Here is a 17,180-nt window from a genome sequence, read left to right on the forward strand (position 1 = left end):
AATCCCACCCCCGTTTTTATGTCCCACTACCACCGCTTAGGCCAGATTCCGCGCAAGCGCCACACCCAATTTCGCCAGCCCGACGGCACCCTGTATTCGGAGCAGGCTGGTGGGCACGCTGGGTTTTCACGGCGTGTCGTCGCTGCTCTACCACGTGCACCCGCCCACCCAGATTAAGCACGTGGGCGAGCCCCGGCCCTATGCCCCCAAGCTGCTCAAGGACCGGCCGCTGCAGCCCGAGCACTTGCGCACGCTGGCCCAAAACAGCACCGGCGGCGACTACCTCACCGCCCGCCAGACCTTGCTCGGCAACGCCGACGTGACCATGAGCATCTGCAACCCCACGGACAAGCGGATGGACTATTACTACAAAAACGCCCAGGCCGATGAGGTGATTTTCGTGCACGAGGGCCGCGGCGAGCTATGGAGCCAAATGGGCAAGGTAGCCTTCGAGCCCGGCGACTACGTGGTGGTGCCGCGCACGGTCATTCACCAGCTTCACTTCGAGGAAGGGCCGGTTCGGCTGATGATTATCGAGTCGTTCAGCCCCGTGGAAACCGTGCGCCGCTACCGCAACCACTTCGGCCGCCTGCTGGAGCATTCGCCCTACTGCGAGCGCGACATGCGCCCGCCCACCGAGCTGATTCTCGACGACTTGCCCGAGGGCGACTACGTGGTGCAGGTGAAAAAGGAAGGCCTGCTGCACCAGCTCACCTATGCGCATTCGCCCTTCGATGTGGTGGGCTGGGATGGCTATTTCTACCCCTATGCCTTCAGCATCCACGATTTTGAGCCCATCACCGGGCGCCTGCACCAGCCGCCGCCCGTGCACCAGACCTTCGAAGGCCACAACTACGTCATCTGCTCGTTTGTGCCCCGTTTGTTCGACTACCACCCGCTCAGCATTCCGGCGCCCTACAACCACTCCAACGTCGATTCGGACGAGGTTCTGTACTACGTGGCCGGCAATTTCATGTCGCGCAAGGGCGTCGATTTGGCATCCTTCACCTGGCACCCCACGGGCCTGCCCCACGGCCCGCACCCCGGCACCGTGGAGGCCAGCATCGGCAAGAAGGAAACCCACGAATTGGCTGTGATGCTCGACACCTTCCGCCCGCTCTACCTCACCGAGGCGGCCTTGCCTTACGTCGACGCCCGCTACCCCATGAGCTGGAACCCCGGCTTCGTACCCGACCCACCCCGCTCAGCGGATATGATGGATTGAGCTGAACCGTGGGCTAAGCGCTAGCTAAAGGCAAAACAGAACGTCATGCTGAGCTTATCTAAGCATCTCTACTGCTTCGTTGAGCCGCAACGGGGAACCTCACCCCCGGCCCCTCTCCAAAAGAGAGGGGAGCCACGGCACAATGTTCAGCTCAATTTTAACAAAAAAGCCCCAACTCTATTGAGTTGGGGCTTTTTTTGATTTATGTAAGGCTCCCCTCTCTTTTGGAGAGGGGCCGGGGTGAGGTTCCGCCGGCCGTGATGCTGCGCTCAGTACGACGTTCTGTTTTGGCCTGCAGCAGGCCGTCAGTCTTATTGCTCCATTTTCCCACCGGCCCGCTCGGGGTGCTGTACAGGAATGGCCTGCGGCTTGAAAGGCTGCTTTTTCAAGTCGGCCATGATGACTTCCACGGCTTTGGTCAGCTGCGGGTCGTCGCCGTTTTGGGTGGCGTTGGGCAGCACGTCCACTTCAATATCCGGCGACACACCGATGTTCTCGATTTCCCATTTCCCGTCGGGGCTGTAGATGCCGAAGCTGGGCGAGGTCACGCTGCCGCCGTCGATGAGCGGCGGGTAGCCCGAAATGCCCACCAGGCCGCCCCAGGTGCGTTTGCCCACGATGGTACCCAGCCCACGCCGACGGAAGAAGGCCGGCAGCGCATCGCCGCCCGAGCCGGCGAACTCATTCACCAGCATCACCTTCGGGCCATAGATGGATGCGCCCGGCGATGTGAAAGCGGGGCCCTCACGAGTGGCCCAGTAGCTGAGCAAAGGCCGGTTGAGCAGGTCGAGGATGTAGTCGGCCACGAAGCCGCCGCCATTGAACCGCTCGTCTATAATGACGGCCTGTTTGTCGAGCTGGCTGAAGTAGTAGCGGTTGAAAAACTCGTAGCCCTCGGGGCCGGTGTTGGGCAGGTACACGTAGGCCACGCGGCCGCCGGTGAGCTCGTCTACCTTGCGGCGGTTGCCCTCCACCCACGCAATGCGGCGCAGCGTGGCCTCGCTGGCCACTGGCACCACGGTTACTTCGCGGGCGCCGCGCATAGTGGGCTTGTCGTTGACGGTGAGCGTGATTTGCTTGCCCACGGTGTTCTCAAAGAAGCTGTACACGTTGTCGGTGCCGCGCACCGGGCGGTTGTTCACGGCCAGCAGGTACTCGCCCACTTTCACGTTCACGCCGGGGCCGGTGAGCGGAGCGCGCAGACCGGGGTTGAAGCTTTCGCCGTTGAACACCCGCTTGAAGCGGTAATGGTCGTTGGCGACCTCGTAGTCGGCGCCGAGCAGCCCCACCGGGCCGGCTTGCAGGGCCGGCATGTCGCCGCCGCTCACGTAGTTGTGGCCCACCACCATTTCGCCCATCATCTCACCAAACAGGTAGTTGAGGTCGGCGCGGTGCGCCACGTAGGGCAGGAAGGAGGCGTATTTTTTCTTGGTGGCCACCCAGTCGAGGCCGTGCATGTTGGCGTCGTAGAAGTAGTCGCGCTCCAGGCGCCACACTTCGTTGAACATCTGCGCCCACTCGTGGCGCGGGTCGATGTAGGCATCCATGCCGGTGAGGGTGAGCTTGCCGTCGGTCGCGGTGGGTTTGCCTCCGGCTTCCACAATCCCGAAGGCGTTGCCGGGCGCCATGTAGAGCAGCTTTTTGCCATCAGCGCTGAGCGCATAGCCGTTCACTTCGGCCATAAACACGTCGTCTTTGCGCTCTTTCAGGTCGAAGCGGTGCAGGCGCTGGGTGGGCTCGGCCGGGGTGGCCGTGGGGCCGGCCGGCGTGGTGGCGGGCATGGCTTCGAGGTAGAACAGCTTGTCGGCATCAGCTACTTCTAAGTTTTCGAGGGCGCCCACGGCGGAGCCGGGCACCACCAGCACACGCTGACTCATGCCGACTGTATCGATAACCACTTTCACGCTGGCCGGCTTTTTCCCTTTCAGGTCTTTTATGGCCACTTTCGGGGCGGGGCGGTTGCCCACGGGCTTGCCCACTGCCACGGAGTCCGGCTTTCTGATGGCGTCCTTTTCCTCGTCGCTTTGCGGGGCGAAAGGCGACGCGTCTTTCTGATTCAGCACCGCCACGTAGAGGGTGCGCTTGCTTGTCCGGTCGTAGGCCGTCATATCGAGCCAGGTGGTGCGTAGGCCCACGTCGGTGCTGGCGGCAAAGAAGAGGTACTTGCCGTCGCGGCTAAAGGCCGGCGACGTGGCGTCACTGCGCCCGTCGCTGATGGCGAAGCGCCGGCCCGTGGGCAAGTGGTACACAAACACGGTGCGCAGGTGATTGGGCATCAGCGCCGAATACGCCAGCCATTGGGCGTCCGGCGACCAGGCCGGGGCCATCACCGGCTCGCCGCGCACGGGGCCGAAAGCATCGGTGGCCACCCGCACCGACTTTTTGTTGGCCAGGTTCAGGTACCAGAGGTTGAGCTTTTTGTCGGTGTAGGCTATTTTCTTGCTGTCGGGCGACCACAACGGGTGGAAGTAAAACGAAGGGGCGCCCAGCGAGTAGGCCTCGGCGGGCTTAATGCCGCGCTGGTCCTGTACCTGCAGGCTGGTACTCACCCGATACATCCGACACGTAGGCGATGCGCGTGCCATCCGGCGACCACGCCGGGTACCGCTCGTGGGCGCCGTCGGAGTGGGTGAGGTTGCGGCTCTCGCCTTTCTTGGCAGGCACCGTGAAAATGTCGCCCCGGGCTTCCACCACGGCCCGCATGCCGGTGGGCGAAATCGCGGCCGAGCGCATCATAGCGGCCACGTTGCGGTACTGCGGGCGCAGGGCCAGCACCTCGGGCGTGATGCTGATTTTGAGGGGCGTGGCTTTGCCCGATTCGGTATTGAGCACATGCAGCCGCCCGGCCTGCTCGTACACCAGGCTCGGTGCCGTAGCCGGCCAGGGCTTTCACATCGTAGTCGGTGTGCCGGGTGAGCTGCTCCACTTTTTGGAAGCCACGTCGTAAACAAACACGTTGTTGGTGCGCTGCCGGTCGCTGAGGAAATACACCTTGCCGCCTAGCCAGCGGGGGCTGGTGTCGGTGGCGTTTTCGTGGGGAATTTCTTCGGTGGCCAGGGTTTGCAGGTTGGTGAGCCAGATGGGGCCGGTCTGGCCGCCGCGGTAGTGCTTCCAGGTGGTGGTAGCGTTGGTGATGTGCGTGTGGGCCAACGCTTTGCCATCGGCCGAGTAGCTGCCTTTCTCGCCCATCAGCAGGGGCAGGCGGGTAGGGAGGCCGCCGGCCACCGCCACCGTAAACAGCTGCAACGACCGCGCATACGCTTCCTGCGAGCCTGCTGAAGAGAATGGCCTTGCCGTCGGGCGTCCAGTCGCGCACCACGTCGGCCGAAGGGTGCCAGGTAAGGCGGCGCGGCTGCCCACCGCTGATGGGCACCAAGTATACGTCGGCATTGCGGTCGTAGTCACCGGTGAAGGCAATCCACTGGCCGTCGGGCGAGAAGTGGGGGCTGGTTTCCACGCCCGGGCCCACCGTGAGACGCTGTGGGTTGGAGCCGTCGCGGTTGGCCGTCCAGATGTCGCCGGCATAGCTGAAGGCCAGCTTGTCGCGGCTCAGGGCCGGCTCGCGCAGTAGCAGGGTTTCGGGGCCCGCGGGTTGCGCCTGGGAGTTCAGCGTAAACGCAAAAGCCAGGGTCAGCAAAGAGTAAGGTTTGACCATGTTTTTATTGAATGATACAGAGAGGTTTCCAAGTTAGCGCCGAAACCGACAAACAACTATTTTTACATCTGCGCACGGCAACCTGCTCGCCGTGAACCATTGGCTTGGCTTTTGCCGTATTTGCAGCACAATTTATTCTTCAGCTTTATGAAAAAGAGTTTTCTACTAGCCCCGCTGCTGCTTTTTCTCGTCCTCGTTGGGTGCAAAAAGATTGACCAGCTGCTCACCTTCAACGTGGACGTGACGCAGAGCGTGACCATTCCCGGCTACTTCGTGGGCGCGCAGTGCCACCCGTGAAGGTGACCACCAAGTCGGAAGAGTCTTTCCGCAACAACAAGACCACCCGCGACAAGGTGAAGGACGTGTACCTCGACAAGATGGTGCTGACGGTGACCAGCCCGGCCGGCGCTACGTTCGACTTTCTCGACAAGATTGACATCTACATCAACACCCCAGGCGCCAACAATAAAATCCTGCTCGCCAGCCTCGCCACCGTTCCGCGGGGCACCAATACCATTACCCTGGTGCCCACCAAATCCAAGCTCGACGAGTATCTAAAGGCCGATATCTACGAGCCTGAGCGTCGATGCTAAGCTGAGCGGTTTCAACGCCAACGATTTCACGGTCCGGTCCGACGCCACGTTTAAGGTCACGGCTAAACCGCTCTAAATTGAGCTAAATTTCCTGCAAACGACAACGCCGGTCCACTTGGGCCGGCGTTGTCGTTTGCAGAAGGTTCGGGGTTATCGCACCACTACCACCATGCGGTTGTAATGGTCCATCATCCGGGCAATGTCGGCGGGGCGGGTAAAGTCAAGGTGTTGGCCCAGGGCGAACATGCGCACGTCCTCGGCCCGGGCCCCAAACAGGCGCAGCACGGCCGTTTGGTTGGGCTCGAGTGGGCGCAGCGGTTCGGCGCCGATGGTGCCCGGGCCAGCCATGAGCGTGGCCACCAGCGGCCGCTTGCCGTTGGGCGTGGGCACCAGGGCAATGGAGTACAGCCAGCCCAACACGAGCGGCCCAGCATCCACGGCGGTGAGGATTTCCACAAATTCGCGGCGGGTGCCCGTGGTGCCTTCCTTCACCACGCGGCAGCGGAAGCGGCGCAGCGGCACTTCGGCATCTCCGGCCTCGCCCAGGTCGAAGCCGCGGAGGCTGCCGGCGGGCCAGAGGTGGGTTTTTTCCAGGTCGAGCGAATCCTGGGCTTCGAGCAGCTGCAGGCCCACGTGGTAGCGCAGGCCCGTGATGGGGCGGTAGCGGCCGTCATAGGTGCGCAGGGCGCCAAATTGAAAGCTGCCATCGCCCAGAAAGCCCGTCGTTTGCTGGCTGAGGGCCGTGCGCAGGGCCTGCCCCGACGCGGCCGTATTCGCTTGCTGGTACATCGCCTGGGCTTCTGCCTGCTCCCGCGCCGTTTGGGCCAGGGCCGGGCACCCGCAGCCCAACAGTACCAGCAAAGCAATTAAATAGTAGGAGTGCTTCACTAATTAATTATAAAAAAGCATCGAAATAAGAAGGGCATCAAAACTACGATAACATCGGCAGCTTTCATGCATATATGGAATAATCCCAATCACCATGCCAGCGCGGCTTTTGGAAGGCGGGGACAGGAAGTTTCGCCCCGTAAGTTGCTGATAATATAGCCGAAGTATTTTGAAGGCTAAGTGCAGGTCGGGCCGCGCGTTTGGAAAACTCGCCCCGCTTTTATTGAGCTATTTTTTCCTGCTCTGCTCCTTGAGATGCTCCGTGCATCGCGAGCTGCGGGTTAAAGGAGTATGGTTTTGGTGCAGTTTTCCCGAGGAAAATGCGGACAAGTAAGGCGCCGGACAAAGCCCGCCGTGGTATCCTTCGGCCCTGAATGGGTAAAACCGGCTCAACTCCGGGGAAGCACCATAGACCTGTTCCCAAAAAGAACGTCATGCTGAGCTTGTCGAACCGTAGGTCGGCGTAGCCAAGCATCTCGCGTGTGTTAGTAATCCAATCGTCTGTCATGCTGAGGCACGAAGCATCTTTTCACGGCTCAACGATTCGTGCTGACCTGATAAGATGCTTCGTGCCTCAGCATGACAGGCGATTGGGTTAGTGCTGCGGTAGAGATGCTTCGGCTGCGCGGACGCCAGATAAAGCAGGACGGTCTTTTTATATCAAGGCTAATTCAGGAACAAGTTTTATTCTCTATTGAATCATAAACGCCCCGCTAACTGATTAGGTAGCGGGGCGTTTGGCCGAATAAAAATTGAGCTGAAATCGGTTAGCGGTTGCGGCCGTACTGCTCGTGGCTGCTCACCCAGTCGGAACTGCTGATGGCGGCGCCCAGGCTGAGCTCGCCGGCCAGCACCACGCCGGCCACGATTTCGGCAAACTTGCGCACGGTACCGCGGCCCACGCAGCCCAGCATTTGCAGGCACTCGTTTTGGGTGGCCAGGCCGGTGCCGCCGCCGTGGGTGGCCACAATCAGCGACGGAATGGTGATGCTGATGTACAAATCGCCCTCGGCCGTGACCTCGGAGTACAAGATGCCGGCCGATGACTCGCTCACGTTGGCCACGTCCTGGCCGGTGGCGATGAACATGGCCGTGATGCCGTTGGCCGAGTGCGCGCCGTTGTTGTTGGCCCCCGACAGGAAGGCGCCCACGTTGCTCACCTGCCCGTGGTAGGCCAGCCTGCTCGGGCGTCACGCGCATGCGCTGCTGCAGCACCTCGCGCTTCACCACAGCCTCAGCCACCACGCGCTTGCCGCGGGTGCGCATCACGTTGATTTGCGAGGCCTTTTTGTCGGTGGCGAAGTTCGATTCGAGGTAGAAGTGCTCCACCTTCGGGCCCCGGTAGTTTTCCAGAATCCAGGAGCAGGCGGCGAAGGTGGCGCGGCCCACCATGTTCTGGCCAGCAGCGTCGCCGGTGCTGAAATTGAAGCGCAGGTAGGCAAACTTGTTGCTCAGGTACGTGTCGATGTACTGCAGCTTGGCCACGCTCGAGGTGCTTTCGGCCTGGGGCCGGATTTGGTCGATGGTGTCTTCGACCCATTTGCCAAAGTCGCGGGCCCCGCGGGCGTCGCTGAACACGAACACCGGCGCCCGCTGCATGGCGTCGCCGATGACGGTGCACTTCACCCCGCCGCACAGGTTGAGCACCTGCATGCCGCGGTTGTAGCTGGCCACCAGCGTGCCTTCGGTGGTGGCCATCGGAATCAGGAACTCGCCCTGCGCGTGCTCGCCGTTCACTTGCAGCGGCCCGGCCAGGCCCACCGGAATCTGCGCCACGCCCGTGAAATGCTCGCAGTTGCCCTTCAGCATGTGCGGGTCGAAGGAGTAGTGCTTGAGGTGGGTGAATTCTTTCCCCGAAAACTCTTCGGCAAAGCGCTGGCGGGCCGCGATGGAAGCCTCCGAATAATCGTCCTCGCTGGAGCGGGGAATGTGGGGCTTAAAGCTGGCCAGGCCCACAATGGCGTCTTCTACCTCCACGTGCAGGTCGCCGAAGGCATCGGTGGAAAACCAGATTTGCACCGGGTGCATGCCCTCGGCGAGGCGCGGTGTGTCGAGGAAAATGTCGAGCGCGCGGCCCACCGGCAGCTCAATGGCCCGGCCGTCGGGGCTGATGTCGGTGGCGGCGCGGCGCTCGCCGTTGCCCAGGTCGATGTGTATTTTCTCAGCCGGAATCACCACGTCGCCGATTTGCACCTGCTTGAAGCCGGTCACGTTCACGGTGTCGAGCCGGTTTTTGATGCTGAAAGCCACGCCCGTGTGGGGCAGGTTGTGGAGGCTGCCGCGGGTATACAGCAGCTTCAGGAGCATGGGGCTGGGAGTGAAGACCATATTGGTGGGTGATGTGGTGTAGCGTGAAGAACGAGCCGGCGGGATGCGCGGGGGTGAAGGTGGGGAATTTTAAGGAAAAAGTAGCGCCCTGGCCGGCCCACCGGCCGTTCAGGCGGCGCGTCACCCGGTAGCCGGCGGTCCTGGGCTCCGGCCCGACGCGCCGGCCCCGCCGCCAAGCAGAAGGGTTGGGCTGCAGTAGCAAAATATATACGTGCTGGGAAATTATTTTCCGAGGCCAAACCTTGCCTAGACGGGGCTATATTTAGGTAGCTAAGGTATGCGGCGGGCGCGAACGTCTTGTGTCGGGAGGGGGTGAAGCGCTTCACCACCACTACCGTTACGCCGGGCGGCGATGCCTTCGCAAAACACTGCCTCGCCGGGGCGGTTACCAGCGGCTGCATTGCCCCGGCTCGTCTGCAAACGGCAGGCGCGCAAGCTGCCTTGTTACCTTTGTGCCCCGGCGGCAACGCCCGCTGGCCGCCTCTTTTCTGCTATGTCCTTATCCGCCAATTATCCGCGTTTTACCCTCGGCAGCACGCTTACGGCCGAGCAGCGCGCGTTTTTTACCCAGTACGGCTTCCTGCATTTCCGGCCTTTTGCTTCGCCCGAATACGTGCAGCAACTGCTTAAAGCCACCCAGGACGTGCAAGCCAAATGGCTGGCCGAGGGCGTGGAGAAGGTGAACGGGGTGCCCATCAAATACGGGCACGACGTGGACGGCTCGCGCATTGTGCAGCGGTTTGCCTTTGCCTCCCAGCACAGCCCGGTGCTGCACCACTGGTGCAGGACGCCCGCTTCAAGGCCCTGTTTCCGCTGCTGGAAGCCGACGGCGGCCGGGTGGGCGAAAACGAGAAGGACGGCCTCGTGGTGAACCACTACGTGCACGTGGCCGGCTCCGAGTTCTCGCAAATGGGCTGGCATACCGACTCGCTGCGCGACGTATTCTACGGCAAGCGCATCGGGCCCATGCTGAACGTGGGCCTGCACCTCGACGGCACCAAGGCCACCAACGGCGGCCTGCGCGTACTTCCCGGTACCCACCGCCAGGGGCTGCACCAGATGCTGTTTCGCAAGCGCTACTACAAAGACGTGTTCGACGACCCCAACGAAGTGGCCATCGAAACCGAGCCCGGCGACCTCACCGTGCACGACGGGCGCATGTGGCACCGCGTGGCCCAGTCGCCCCTCACGGGCGAAGCCAGCCGCCGCCGGGTGATGTACGTGCCCATCATCGCGGGCAAGTATCAGCCCAAAAGCGAAGCCAGCCCCACGCCGTTTTACCTGCGCTTTCTGCACCTTGTCAAATAAATGAGGAATGAAGAATGAGGAATGAAGAATTGGCTCAACCTGGCCGGTTTCAATACCTCATTCTTCATTCCTCATTCTTCATTTATAAAATGTACGCACTCGTTACCGGCGCCTCGCGCGGCATTGGCCGCGCCATCTCCCTTTTGCTGGCTCAGCGGGGCTACGACCTGTTGTTGGTGGCCCGCTCCGAAGACCAGCTCCAGGCCCTGGCTCAGGAAATTGGGCAGAAGCACCAGCGCCAGGCCCGCGTGCTGGCCCTAGACCTGGCCGCGCCCGGCGCCGCCGAAGCCGTGGCCGCCTGGACCACGCAGCAGACCGACCAGCTGGCCGTGCTGGTAAACAATGCCGGCTACGGCCTCTGGGGCCGCTTCGAGCAGCTCAATTTGGCCGAGCAGCAAAACATGTTGCAGCTCAACATGCACTTGCCGGTAGCCCTCACGCACGCCCTGCTGCCTGCCCTGCACCGCGCCCCGAAAGCCTACGTGCTGAACGTGGCCAGTACCGCTGCCTACCAGGCCGTGCCGTCGCTCTCGCTCTACGCCGCCAGCAAGGCCTTTTGCTGAGCTTCAGCCGGGGCCTGCGCTACGAGCTCAAGGCCAGCAGCGTCTCGGTGACCTGCCTATGCCCCGGGGCCACCACCACCAGCTTTGCCGACCGCGCTGGCATGGGCGCCGAGCTGCAAGCCACCGCCAACAAGGTCTCGATGACGGCCGAAGCCGTAGCCGAAGCTGCCGTAGCGGGCCTGCTCGCCGGCGAGGCCGAAATCATCCCCGGCGTGCTGAACAAGGTATCGGCCGGCCTCACCAGCGTGGTGCCCAAGGGCATTGTGGAGAAAATCGCGGCGGGTATCTACGAGAAATACCTTTAAGTCGGCTCAAGTTCTGTTTAATGAAAAAGGCTGCTCCTGATGGAACAGCCTTTTTCATTGGGTTATTGAGCTGATTGGGCTTTTCCCCTCGACAGGCAGACCTGCCCGGCGAGCCAATACGCCGCCCACGCAAACCACGGTGCGGCCAGCACATCGTACGAGTAGTGTACCCGCTGCACCAGCACGAGCAGGCCAATGGTCACCGTGAGCAAGCCAAGGGCTCGGCGCCAGGTGCGCCCGCGCACGGCCAGCCCCAGCAGCGCGGCCGTAGCGGTGTGGCCCGAGAAGAATAAGTCGCGCACAATGGGCTGGGTGGTCACGGCAAAAATGTGGTCCATCACGGGGTCGTGCAGCACTACCAGGGCCGTCGGCGGCTCCAGCGGCACCAGCCACAGGGTGAGCATGCGCAGCAACTGCAGGAAGTAATACGCCCACAGCGCCCGTAGTAGCAGCTTAGGCCTTCGGGCCAGGAACCCCAGCGTGGCTGCAATGCTCCCGTAAATCAGGGCGAAGGTGAGGGCCGAGGTGTCGCGCACCGGCAGCAGGTCCAGCAGCGGGTCGGCCAGTTGCTGGCCGGGGCGCGCCTGAATAAAGTGGTAGAAGCCCGGTACTACTGCGAGCAAGCCCATCAGCAGCAGCACAATGAGCCCGAGGCGCCAACGGAAGCCGGGAAGGGCCCACGCCGCTGGCCAGGGCTGCCGCTGCGGCTGGGCTACTGCTGTTCCTGACGCGGCAGGGGAGCTCCCGGGAGGGGAGAGAAGCGTGGGCAATGGAAACGGCAGTTGGGAAGGGTAGATGATAATTAAGCGGTAAAATTACGCCCTAGCCTCAACAGTAGGTGATTGGTTGGCGTCTCTGGCGTAACATTGCTTGCCCGCTGGAATCGGGGCGCTGCGTCTAATTTTCTTCTCTGCTTGCCATGCGGTTTTCTTTTGCTACTCTTTCGGCTGGTGTTGGGCTGGCGTTTGCGGGGCTGCCGGCCCACGCCCAGAACAAGGACCTCAACACCCGCATTGCCCAACTGGCCACCCAGGAAGAAAGCAAGGTGATTGCCTGGCGGCGCGACCTGCACGAGCACCCCGAACTGGGCAACCAGGAAACCCGCACGGCGGGCATCATTGCGGCCCACCTCAAGAAGCTGGGCCTGGAAGTGCAAACCGGCGTGGCCCGCACCGGCGTGGTGGGCATTCTGAAGGGCGGCAAGCCCGGCCCCGTGGTGGCCCTGCGCGCCGACATGGATGCCCTGCCCATCACCGAAACCAATGACTTGCCCTTCGCCTCGAAGGTGAAGACCACCTACCTGGGCCAGCCCGTGGGCGTGATGCACGCCTGCGGCCACGACACCCACGTGGCCATGCTCATGGGCGCCGCCGAGGTATTGAGCCAGGTGAAGAAAGACCTGCCCGGCACCGTGAAATTCATTTTTCAGCCCGCCGAAGAAGGCTCCCTGCCGGGCGTGGAAGGCGGCGCCAAGCTCATGGTGAAGGAGGGTGTGCTCGACAAGCCCAAGGTCGACGCCGTGTTTGGCGTGCACATCAACGCGCAAACCGAGGTGGGCAACCTGGCCTACCGCCCGGGCGGGACCATGGCCTCGTCCGACCGGTTTGTCATCAAGGTGCACGGCAAGGGGCGCACGGCGCCTACCCCTGGAACAGCGTGGACCCCGTGGTAACCGCCGCCCAGATTATCATGGGCCTGCAAACCATCGTGAGCCGCCAGGTGCGGCTGATTGACGACGCGGCAGTGGTCACGGTGGGCACCATCAACGCCGGGGTGCGCTACAACGTCATCCCGCCCGATGCGGAGCTGAGCGGCACCATCAGGGCCCTGAATCCCGACGTGCAAAAGCAAATCTGGGCCTCCATCAAGCGCATTGCCACCAACATCGCCGAGAGCGCCGGGGCCACGGCCGACGTCACCATCGAGCCCTACGTGCCCGTAACCACCAACAGCCCCGCCCTCACGGCCCAGATGCTGCCCACCCTGCAGGCCACCGCCGGCCCGGCCCACGTGCGCGAAATCAAGGCCGTGACCGGCGCCGAGGACTTTGCCTTTTACCAGGAAAAAGTGCCCGGCCTGTTCCTCTTCGTGGGCGGCATGACCAAAGGCCAGGACCCCGCCAAGACCGCCGACCACCACACCGCCGGTTTCCGCATCGACGAGAGCGGCCTCACGCTGGGCGTAAAAACCCTGGCCACGCTGGCCGCCGACTACCTCAACGCCAAGAAGCAGTAGCAAAGACTTGGCTCCTTGTTTGAGGGATTAGTAGCTCAACTGTAATCGGGAGCAACCGGCGTTGAGCACGCACGCCGCAGGCTGCGGCGTGCGAGACCATTATGCGCAGTAATTGAGCTGCGTAAAGCTGCGCTTGCTACTCATTGGACGGTTGCTGGCATCTCGCTAGAAGCCTAATACGCCCCCTTAGAGCGGTTTCGGAGTGCGTGCACAGTAGCGCGGACTTTGTAGTCCGCGTCCCCGCACCGTTGAGTGACGTTCAGTTTTCCGCCGGGGACGCGGACTACAAAGTCCGCGCTACTGGCATGGCCATACGGTGAATCTGAAACAGCTCTAGGGTAGCGGTGCAGTTCGCGGCCACTCCCCGGCGCGGCGCCCCGCCAAGTGGATAGTTGAGCTGGTTTGCCGCGCTGCTGCAAGCCCGACCATCAGCTCAACTCCGAATTTCTTGTATCCATGCTCATGCTGCCGGCCCTCAAAAGGGCTAGGATGCAACCTGCCTGAAGTCCACCCGGAAGAGCAAAATCCTCATTTGTTTTCCGGATATCCGCTTCATGAGTAGAAGCTTGTAGCAAAAAATGGTCCAATTTTAATATTCAGGTTAAAGGAATGTTTCAATTTGTCAGAGTGCAATTTGTTTGATGATAAACGTGTAAAATTCGGGCTTTTGTAACCTAATTTTAAAAATTCAGTAATGCCGATTCCTAAAATGACTAGGTTGCGGCAGATACGCTATCAAATATTAGCATTTCCGCAAATAACGCTTTTCACCATTTTCACCATTTTTCCCCATTTCTGTTCATGAGAAAACAATACTCAGCTGCTGCATTATTGATGCTCGGCTCCCTGGCTGCTTCCACAGCTCAAGGCCAAGATGCCGCCCGCATCAAAACCAAAGTTTTGGGCAACGACAACCAGCCCGAGCTGATTGAATTCAGCGCCGCGGGCAAGGCCAGCTACAAAGCTGCCAACGCGGCCCAGGTGCTGCGCCAGGAACTGGCCCTCGGCGCCGACGACCAGCTGCGGCCCGCCCGCACCGAGCTCGACCAGCTCGGCTTTACCCACCAGAAATTCTCGCAGTTCTACAAGGGCATTCGGGTAGAGCACGCCGACTACAACGTGCACGCCAAAGGCGGCGCGGTAGAAAGCATCAGCGGCGACTTTGAGAAAATCGCCGGCCTGAGCACCACCCCCAGCCTGAACGAGGCCGCCGCCCTGAGCCGCGCCCTGGCGAAAGTAGGTGCCCGCAAGTACATGTGGCAGGACCGCTCGGAAGAAGCCGGCCTCAAGCAGCAGGAAAACAACCCGGCTGCTACCTACCTGCCCAAAGGCGAGCCTGGTGATTGTGCGCGACGCCCGCCACAACGCCGAAGCCGGCCCGCTGGTGCTGGCCTGGAAGTTCAACATCTACGCCCAGCAGCCCGTGAGCCGCGCCTACATCTACGTAGACGCCCGCACCGGCGAGGTGGTGTTGCAGGACAACATCATCAAGCACGCGGCCGCTACCGGCACGTTTGCCACCAAGTACTCGGGCACCCAGACCAGCGCTACCGGCACCACCACCGGCGGCTACTACCTGCGCGAGCTCACCCGCGGCCTGGGCATCGAGACCTACAACTGCCGCAAGGGCAACAGCTACACCGCGGCCGTTGACTTCATCGACGCCGACAACAGCTGGACCGAGTACAACAACGCCAACTTCGACAACGCCGCGCTGGACGCGCACTACGGGGCCCAGAGCACGTACGACTACTTCAAGAATGTGCACGCCCGCAACTCCTACGACAACGCCGGCGCCAAAATCAAGAGCTACGTGCACTTCGACGACACCCCCGGCGATGGCGTGGGCTACGAGAATGCCTACTGGAACGGCTCGGTAATGACCTACGGCGACGGCGCCTCGCGCTTCGACCCGTTGACCTCGCTCGACGTAGCGGCCCACGAAATCGGCCACGCCGTGTGCGAAAGAACCGCCAACCTGACGTACTCCAACGAGTCGGGCGCCATGAACGAAGGCTTCTCCGACATTTGGGGTGCGGCCGTGGAGTACTACAAGGCGCCCGCCAAATCCACCTGGCTCATTGGCGAAGACATCGACAAAGTGCGGCCCTCGCTGCGCTCGATGAGCAACCCCAACGCCGAAAGCCAGCCCGACACCTACAAAGGCACCTACTGGTACACCGGCACCGGCGACTACGGCGGAGTGCACACCAACTCGGGCGTGCTCAACCACTGGTTCTACCGCACGGCGGTGGGCGGCAGCGGCACCAACGACCTGGGCACGGCCTTCAGCGTGACCGGCATCGGCATTGATGCGGCCGCCAAAATTGCCTACCGCACCGAGAGTGTGTACCTGACGGCTTCGAGCAACTACGCCGCCGCCCGTACCTACTCCATCCAGTCGGCCAAGGACCTCTACGGTGCCGGTTCGGCTCAGGAAATTGCCGTTACCAACGCCTGGAGCGCCGTAGGCGTCGGCGCTGCGTACAGCGGCGGTGGCACCACGCCTCCCCCGGCTACCTATTGCGCGAGCAAAGGCGGCAGCCAGTCGTATGAGTACATCGACTACGTAAGCCTGGGTACCCTGGCCCGCACCTCCGGTTCGGACGCTGGTTACTACAACGGCACGGCCCTGGCTGCTCCTAGCATCGGTGCCGGCACTTCGCAAACCGTTCGCTTCAGCGTAGCCTTCCCAACCGGTACGGCTTACACCGAGTACTGGAAAGTATACATCGACTACAATAAGAACGGCGTGTTCACCGATGCCGGCGAACTGGTTATAAGCGGTTCAAGCAGCAGCAGCGCTACGCTGTCGGGCACCTTTACGGTCCCTTCCACGGCTAAGTCGGGCACTACGCGCATGCGGGTTATTGTGAGCGACAACTCGGCTACCACCGCTGCAACAGCTACAGCTACGGCGAAACCGAAGACTATAACGTGAACATCACGGGTGGCGCAGCCCTAACCGGCGGTACCTACGCGCTGACCGGCGACGCTACGCCGATTGGCAACGAGCTGGCCAAGGTGTTAGAAGTATACCCGAACCCCGCCTCCAGCCTGCTGAACCTCTCCCTGCCGGGCGATGCCGTCAGCGTGGTAATCACCGATGTGCGCGGCGCACGGATGGACAATGTGACCCTGGCTAACGGCCAAGTGAACATCAGCAGCCTGCCCAAGGGCATGTACACCATTGCGGTAAGCAACGGCCAGAAGCTGTTCCACCAGCGCTTCGTGAAGCAATAAGCTTCGGAAGCCAAGTAAAAAGGCCCGTCAGCGATGCTGGCGGGCCTTTTTTGTTTCCGTTGAGCTAAGTTAAGCGATGCTATTCCAGTGAATAGTCCAGCTTGAGCATCAGCGTGCCGAAGCCGTCTTTCTTGAGGCCGGCCCCGCCCAGACGGGTGTTGATGTCGTCGAGCTGGTCGGTGGAGGTGAAGTAGTAATTGCCTTCTACACCGGCCCGGATTTGGTCGGTGAGCCGCACCTGAAACCCGCCCCCGACGGGCAGCACCCCGGCCAGCGCGGGGTAGTCGTTGCGCTCCGGTGCCAGAATGGTAGTGCCTTTCGTGGGCCGCTCCGTGCCGTTGTACGCTTTGGGGTTGTACAGCAATAGGCCCGCCCCGCCTTGCACGTACACCTGAAACCTGGGCGCCTCGGCCTGCGAAGCAGCAAAGATGGATTCGTCGTGCAGCAAATCGAAGCGCAGAAACACCGTGCCGAGCCCGTTGGTGCTGGTGAAGGCCAGCCCGCGCTCCTGGGCCTGGTCGCGGGCACCCATCTTCACGTACGACAGCTCGCTGCCGATGTGCATGCGCGTGGTGATGCGGTGCAGCATGCCCGCGCTGATGGCCGGCCCATAAAAATTGTTGCCGAGGCTATTGCCCAGGTCGCCGTCGTAAAATGCCGTGCCGCCGCCGAGTGTCACGTGGTACGGCCCCCGGTAGTAAGGCCGGCCCTGCGTATTGTAATGTCGCTTCACCCCATAGTGCTGGGCCTGAGCTGTTTGAATGCTAAATATTCCTGCCGCTGCTACTCCTAAAATCAAGGCCCTAAACCGCATACTATCTATCTAAGTGAAAATAA

15 protein-coding genes and 3 pseudogenes are annotated in these 17,180 nt (G+C 61.8%); 11 read left to right on the top strand and 7 right to left on the bottom strand.

The features are described 5' to 3' along the window. Nucleotides 1–18: 18 nt before the first annotated feature. Nucleotides 19–1,225: pseudogene (locus ACFQT0_RS07780) on the top strand (homogentisate 1,2-dioxygenase). Nucleotides 1,226–1,536: 311 nt separating this feature from the next. Here ACFQT0_RS07780 and ACFQT0_RS07785 read toward each other — a convergent pair. From ACFQT0_RS07785 to ACFQT0_RS07795, 3 genes are read right to left on the bottom strand one after another with little or no spacing between them, the layout of a single operon-like run. Then, nucleotides 1,537–3,783 (bottom strand): PDZ domain-containing protein, encoded by a 2,247-nt coding sequence (locus tag ACFQT0_RS07785; RefSeq protein ID WP_380201762.1) that lies wholly within the window; start codon nt 3,781–3,783, stop codon nt 1,537–1,539. Then, nucleotides 3,734–4,084 carry a hypothetical protein gene (locus tag ACFQT0_RS07790; protein WP_380201764.1) on the bottom strand — a complete coding sequence of 117 codons (351 nt, stop codon included), beginning with the start codon at nt 4,082–4,084 and terminating at the stop codon, nt 3,734–3,736. Before ACFQT0_RS07790 ends, ACFQT0_RS07785 begins: the two co-directional genes overlap by 50 nt. 30 nt (nt 4,085–4,114) lie before the next feature. After that, nucleotides 4,115–4,615 (bottom strand): hypothetical protein, encoded by a 501-nt coding sequence (locus tag ACFQT0_RS07795; protein WP_380201765.1) that lies wholly within the window; start codon nt 4,613–4,615, stop codon nt 4,115–4,117. 412 nt (nt 4,616–5,027) lie between these two features. Here ACFQT0_RS07795 and ACFQT0_RS07800 point away from each other — a divergent pair, with 412 nt between their 5' ends. Beyond that, nucleotides 5,028–5,177, top strand: coding sequence for a hypothetical protein (locus ACFQT0_RS07800; protein WP_380201767.1), 150 nt, complete (start codon nt 5,028–5,030; stop codon nt 5,175–5,177). Next, nucleotides 5,174–5,473, top strand: coding sequence for a hypothetical protein (locus ACFQT0_RS07805; RefSeq protein WP_380201769.1), 300 nt, complete (start codon nt 5,174–5,176; stop codon nt 5,471–5,473). Before ACFQT0_RS07800 ends, ACFQT0_RS07805 begins: the two co-directional genes overlap by 4 nt. Nucleotides 5,474–5,623: 150 nt before the next feature. On the opposite strand, the gene ACFQT0_RS07810 is transcribed toward ACFQT0_RS07805, so the two are convergent. Continuing rightward, a complete protein-coding gene (locus ACFQT0_RS07810) occupies nt 5,624–6,334 on the bottom strand; it encodes a hypothetical protein (protein WP_380201771.1) in 711 nt (236 codons plus the stop codon). Nucleotides 6,335–7,060: 726 nt separating this feature from the next. Next, nucleotides 7,061–8,689 (bottom strand): hydroxymethylglutaryl-CoA reductase, encoded by a 1,629-nt coding sequence (locus tag ACFQT0_RS07820; protein WP_449272050.1) that lies wholly within the window; start codon nt 8,687–8,689, stop codon nt 7,061–7,063. Between the two features lie 493 nt (nt 8,690–9,182). Here ACFQT0_RS07820 and ACFQT0_RS07825 point away from each other — a divergent pair, with 493 nt between their 5' ends. The 4 genes from ACFQT0_RS07825 to ACFQT0_RS07840 all read left to right on the top strand — a co-directional run bounded on the left by ACFQT0_RS07825 (nt 9,183) and on the right by ACFQT0_RS07840 (nt 10,865). Continuing rightward, entirely contained in the window at nt 9,183–9,560 is a 378-nt protein-coding gene (locus ACFQT0_RS07825; RefSeq protein WP_380201773.1) for a hypothetical protein, read from the top strand. Beyond that, nucleotides 9,470–9,997 carry a phytanoyl-CoA dioxygenase family protein gene (locus ACFQT0_RS07830; protein WP_380201775.1) on the top strand — a complete coding sequence of 176 codons (528 nt, stop codon included), beginning with the start codon at nt 9,470–9,472 and terminating at the stop codon, nt 9,995–9,997. Before ACFQT0_RS07825 ends, ACFQT0_RS07830 begins: the two co-directional genes overlap by 91 nt. Before the next feature lie 89 nt (nt 9,998–10,086). After that, a complete protein-coding gene (locus tag ACFQT0_RS07835; RefSeq protein WP_380201777.1) occupies nt 10,087–10,560 on the top strand; it encodes an SDR family NAD(P)-dependent oxidoreductase in 474 nt (157 codons plus the stop codon). Then, nucleotides 10,554–10,865: a hypothetical protein gene (locus ACFQT0_RS07840; RefSeq protein ID WP_380201779.1), complete on the top strand. Its 312-nt coding sequence runs from the start codon at nt 10,554–10,556 to the stop codon at nt 10,863–10,865. Before ACFQT0_RS07835 ends, ACFQT0_RS07840 begins: the two co-directional genes overlap by 7 nt. A 62-nt stretch (nt 10,866–10,927) precedes the next feature. On the opposite strand, the gene ACFQT0_RS07845 is transcribed toward ACFQT0_RS07840, so the two are convergent. Then, on the bottom strand, nt 10,928–11,635 hold the full coding sequence (locus ACFQT0_RS07845) for a phosphatase PAP2-related protein (RefSeq protein WP_380201781.1): 708 nt from the start codon (nt 11,633–11,635) through the stop codon (nt 10,928–10,930). Nucleotides 11,636–11,784: 149 nt separating this feature from the next. Between ACFQT0_RS07845 and ACFQT0_RS07850 the strand changes: the two are divergent. From ACFQT0_RS07850 to ACFQT0_RS07865, 4 genes and pseudogenes are all read left to right on the top strand, one after another. Then, nucleotides 11,785–13,100, top strand: a pseudogene (locus tag ACFQT0_RS07850) (amidohydrolase). An 834-nt stretch (nt 13,101–13,934) separates the two neighbouring features. Further along, nucleotides 13,935–14,252: pseudogene (locus tag ACFQT0_RS07855) on the top strand (hypothetical protein); the annotation flags it as partial. A 187-nt stretch (nt 14,253–14,439) separates the two neighbouring features. After that, on the top strand, nt 14,440–16,041 hold the full coding sequence (locus tag ACFQT0_RS07860) for a M4 family metallopeptidase (RefSeq protein ID WP_380201783.1): 1,602 nt from the start codon (nt 14,440–14,442) through the stop codon (nt 16,039–16,041). Then, the gene (locus ACFQT0_RS07865; RefSeq protein ID WP_380201785.1) at nt 16,038–16,343 is read left to right on the top strand and encodes a T9SS type A sorting domain-containing protein; all 306 of its coding nucleotides are present in this window, start codon (nt 16,038–16,040) and stop codon (nt 16,341–16,343) included. Before ACFQT0_RS07860 ends, ACFQT0_RS07865 begins: the two co-directional genes overlap by 4 nt. A 79-nt stretch (nt 16,344–16,422) precedes the next feature. Here ACFQT0_RS07865 and ACFQT0_RS07870 read toward each other — a convergent pair whose 3' ends face one another. After that, the gene (locus ACFQT0_RS07870) at nt 16,423–17,076 is read right to left on the bottom strand and encodes a hypothetical protein (RefSeq protein ID WP_380201787.1); all 654 of its coding nucleotides are present in this window, start codon (nt 17,074–17,076) and stop codon (nt 16,423–16,425) included. Nucleotides 17,077–17,180 lie beyond the last annotated feature (104 nt).

Source organism: Hymenobacter humi, from assembly GCF_042665855.1.
GTDB lineage: Bacteria > Bacteroidota > Bacteroidia > Cytophagales > Hymenobacteraceae > Hymenobacter > Hymenobacter humi.

Coding starts and splice junctions, on each gene's coding strand:
- ACFQT0_RS07785 (WP_380201762.1), bottom strand. CDS start 3,783: ATGTATCGGGTGAGTACCAGCCTGCAGGTACAGGACCAGCGCGGCATT.
- ACFQT0_RS07795 (WP_380201765.1), bottom strand. CDS start 4,615: ATGCCGACGTATACTTGGTGCCCATCAGCGGTGGGCAGCCGCGCCGCC.
- ACFQT0_RS07825 (WP_380201773.1), top strand. CDS start 9,183: ATGTCCTTATCCGCCAATTATCCGCGTTTTACCCTCGGCAGCACGCTT.
- ACFQT0_RS07835 (WP_380201777.1), top strand. CDS start 10,087: ATGTACGCACTCGTTACCGGCGCCTCGCGCGGCATTGGCCGCGCCATC.
- ACFQT0_RS07820 (WP_449272050.1), bottom strand. CDS start 8,689: ATGGTCTTCACTCCCAGCCCCATGCTCCTGAAGCTGCTGTATACCCGC.
- ACFQT0_RS07800 (WP_380201767.1), top strand. CDS start 5,028: ATGAAAAAGAGTTTTCTACTAGCCCCGCTGCTGCTTTTTCTCGTCCTC.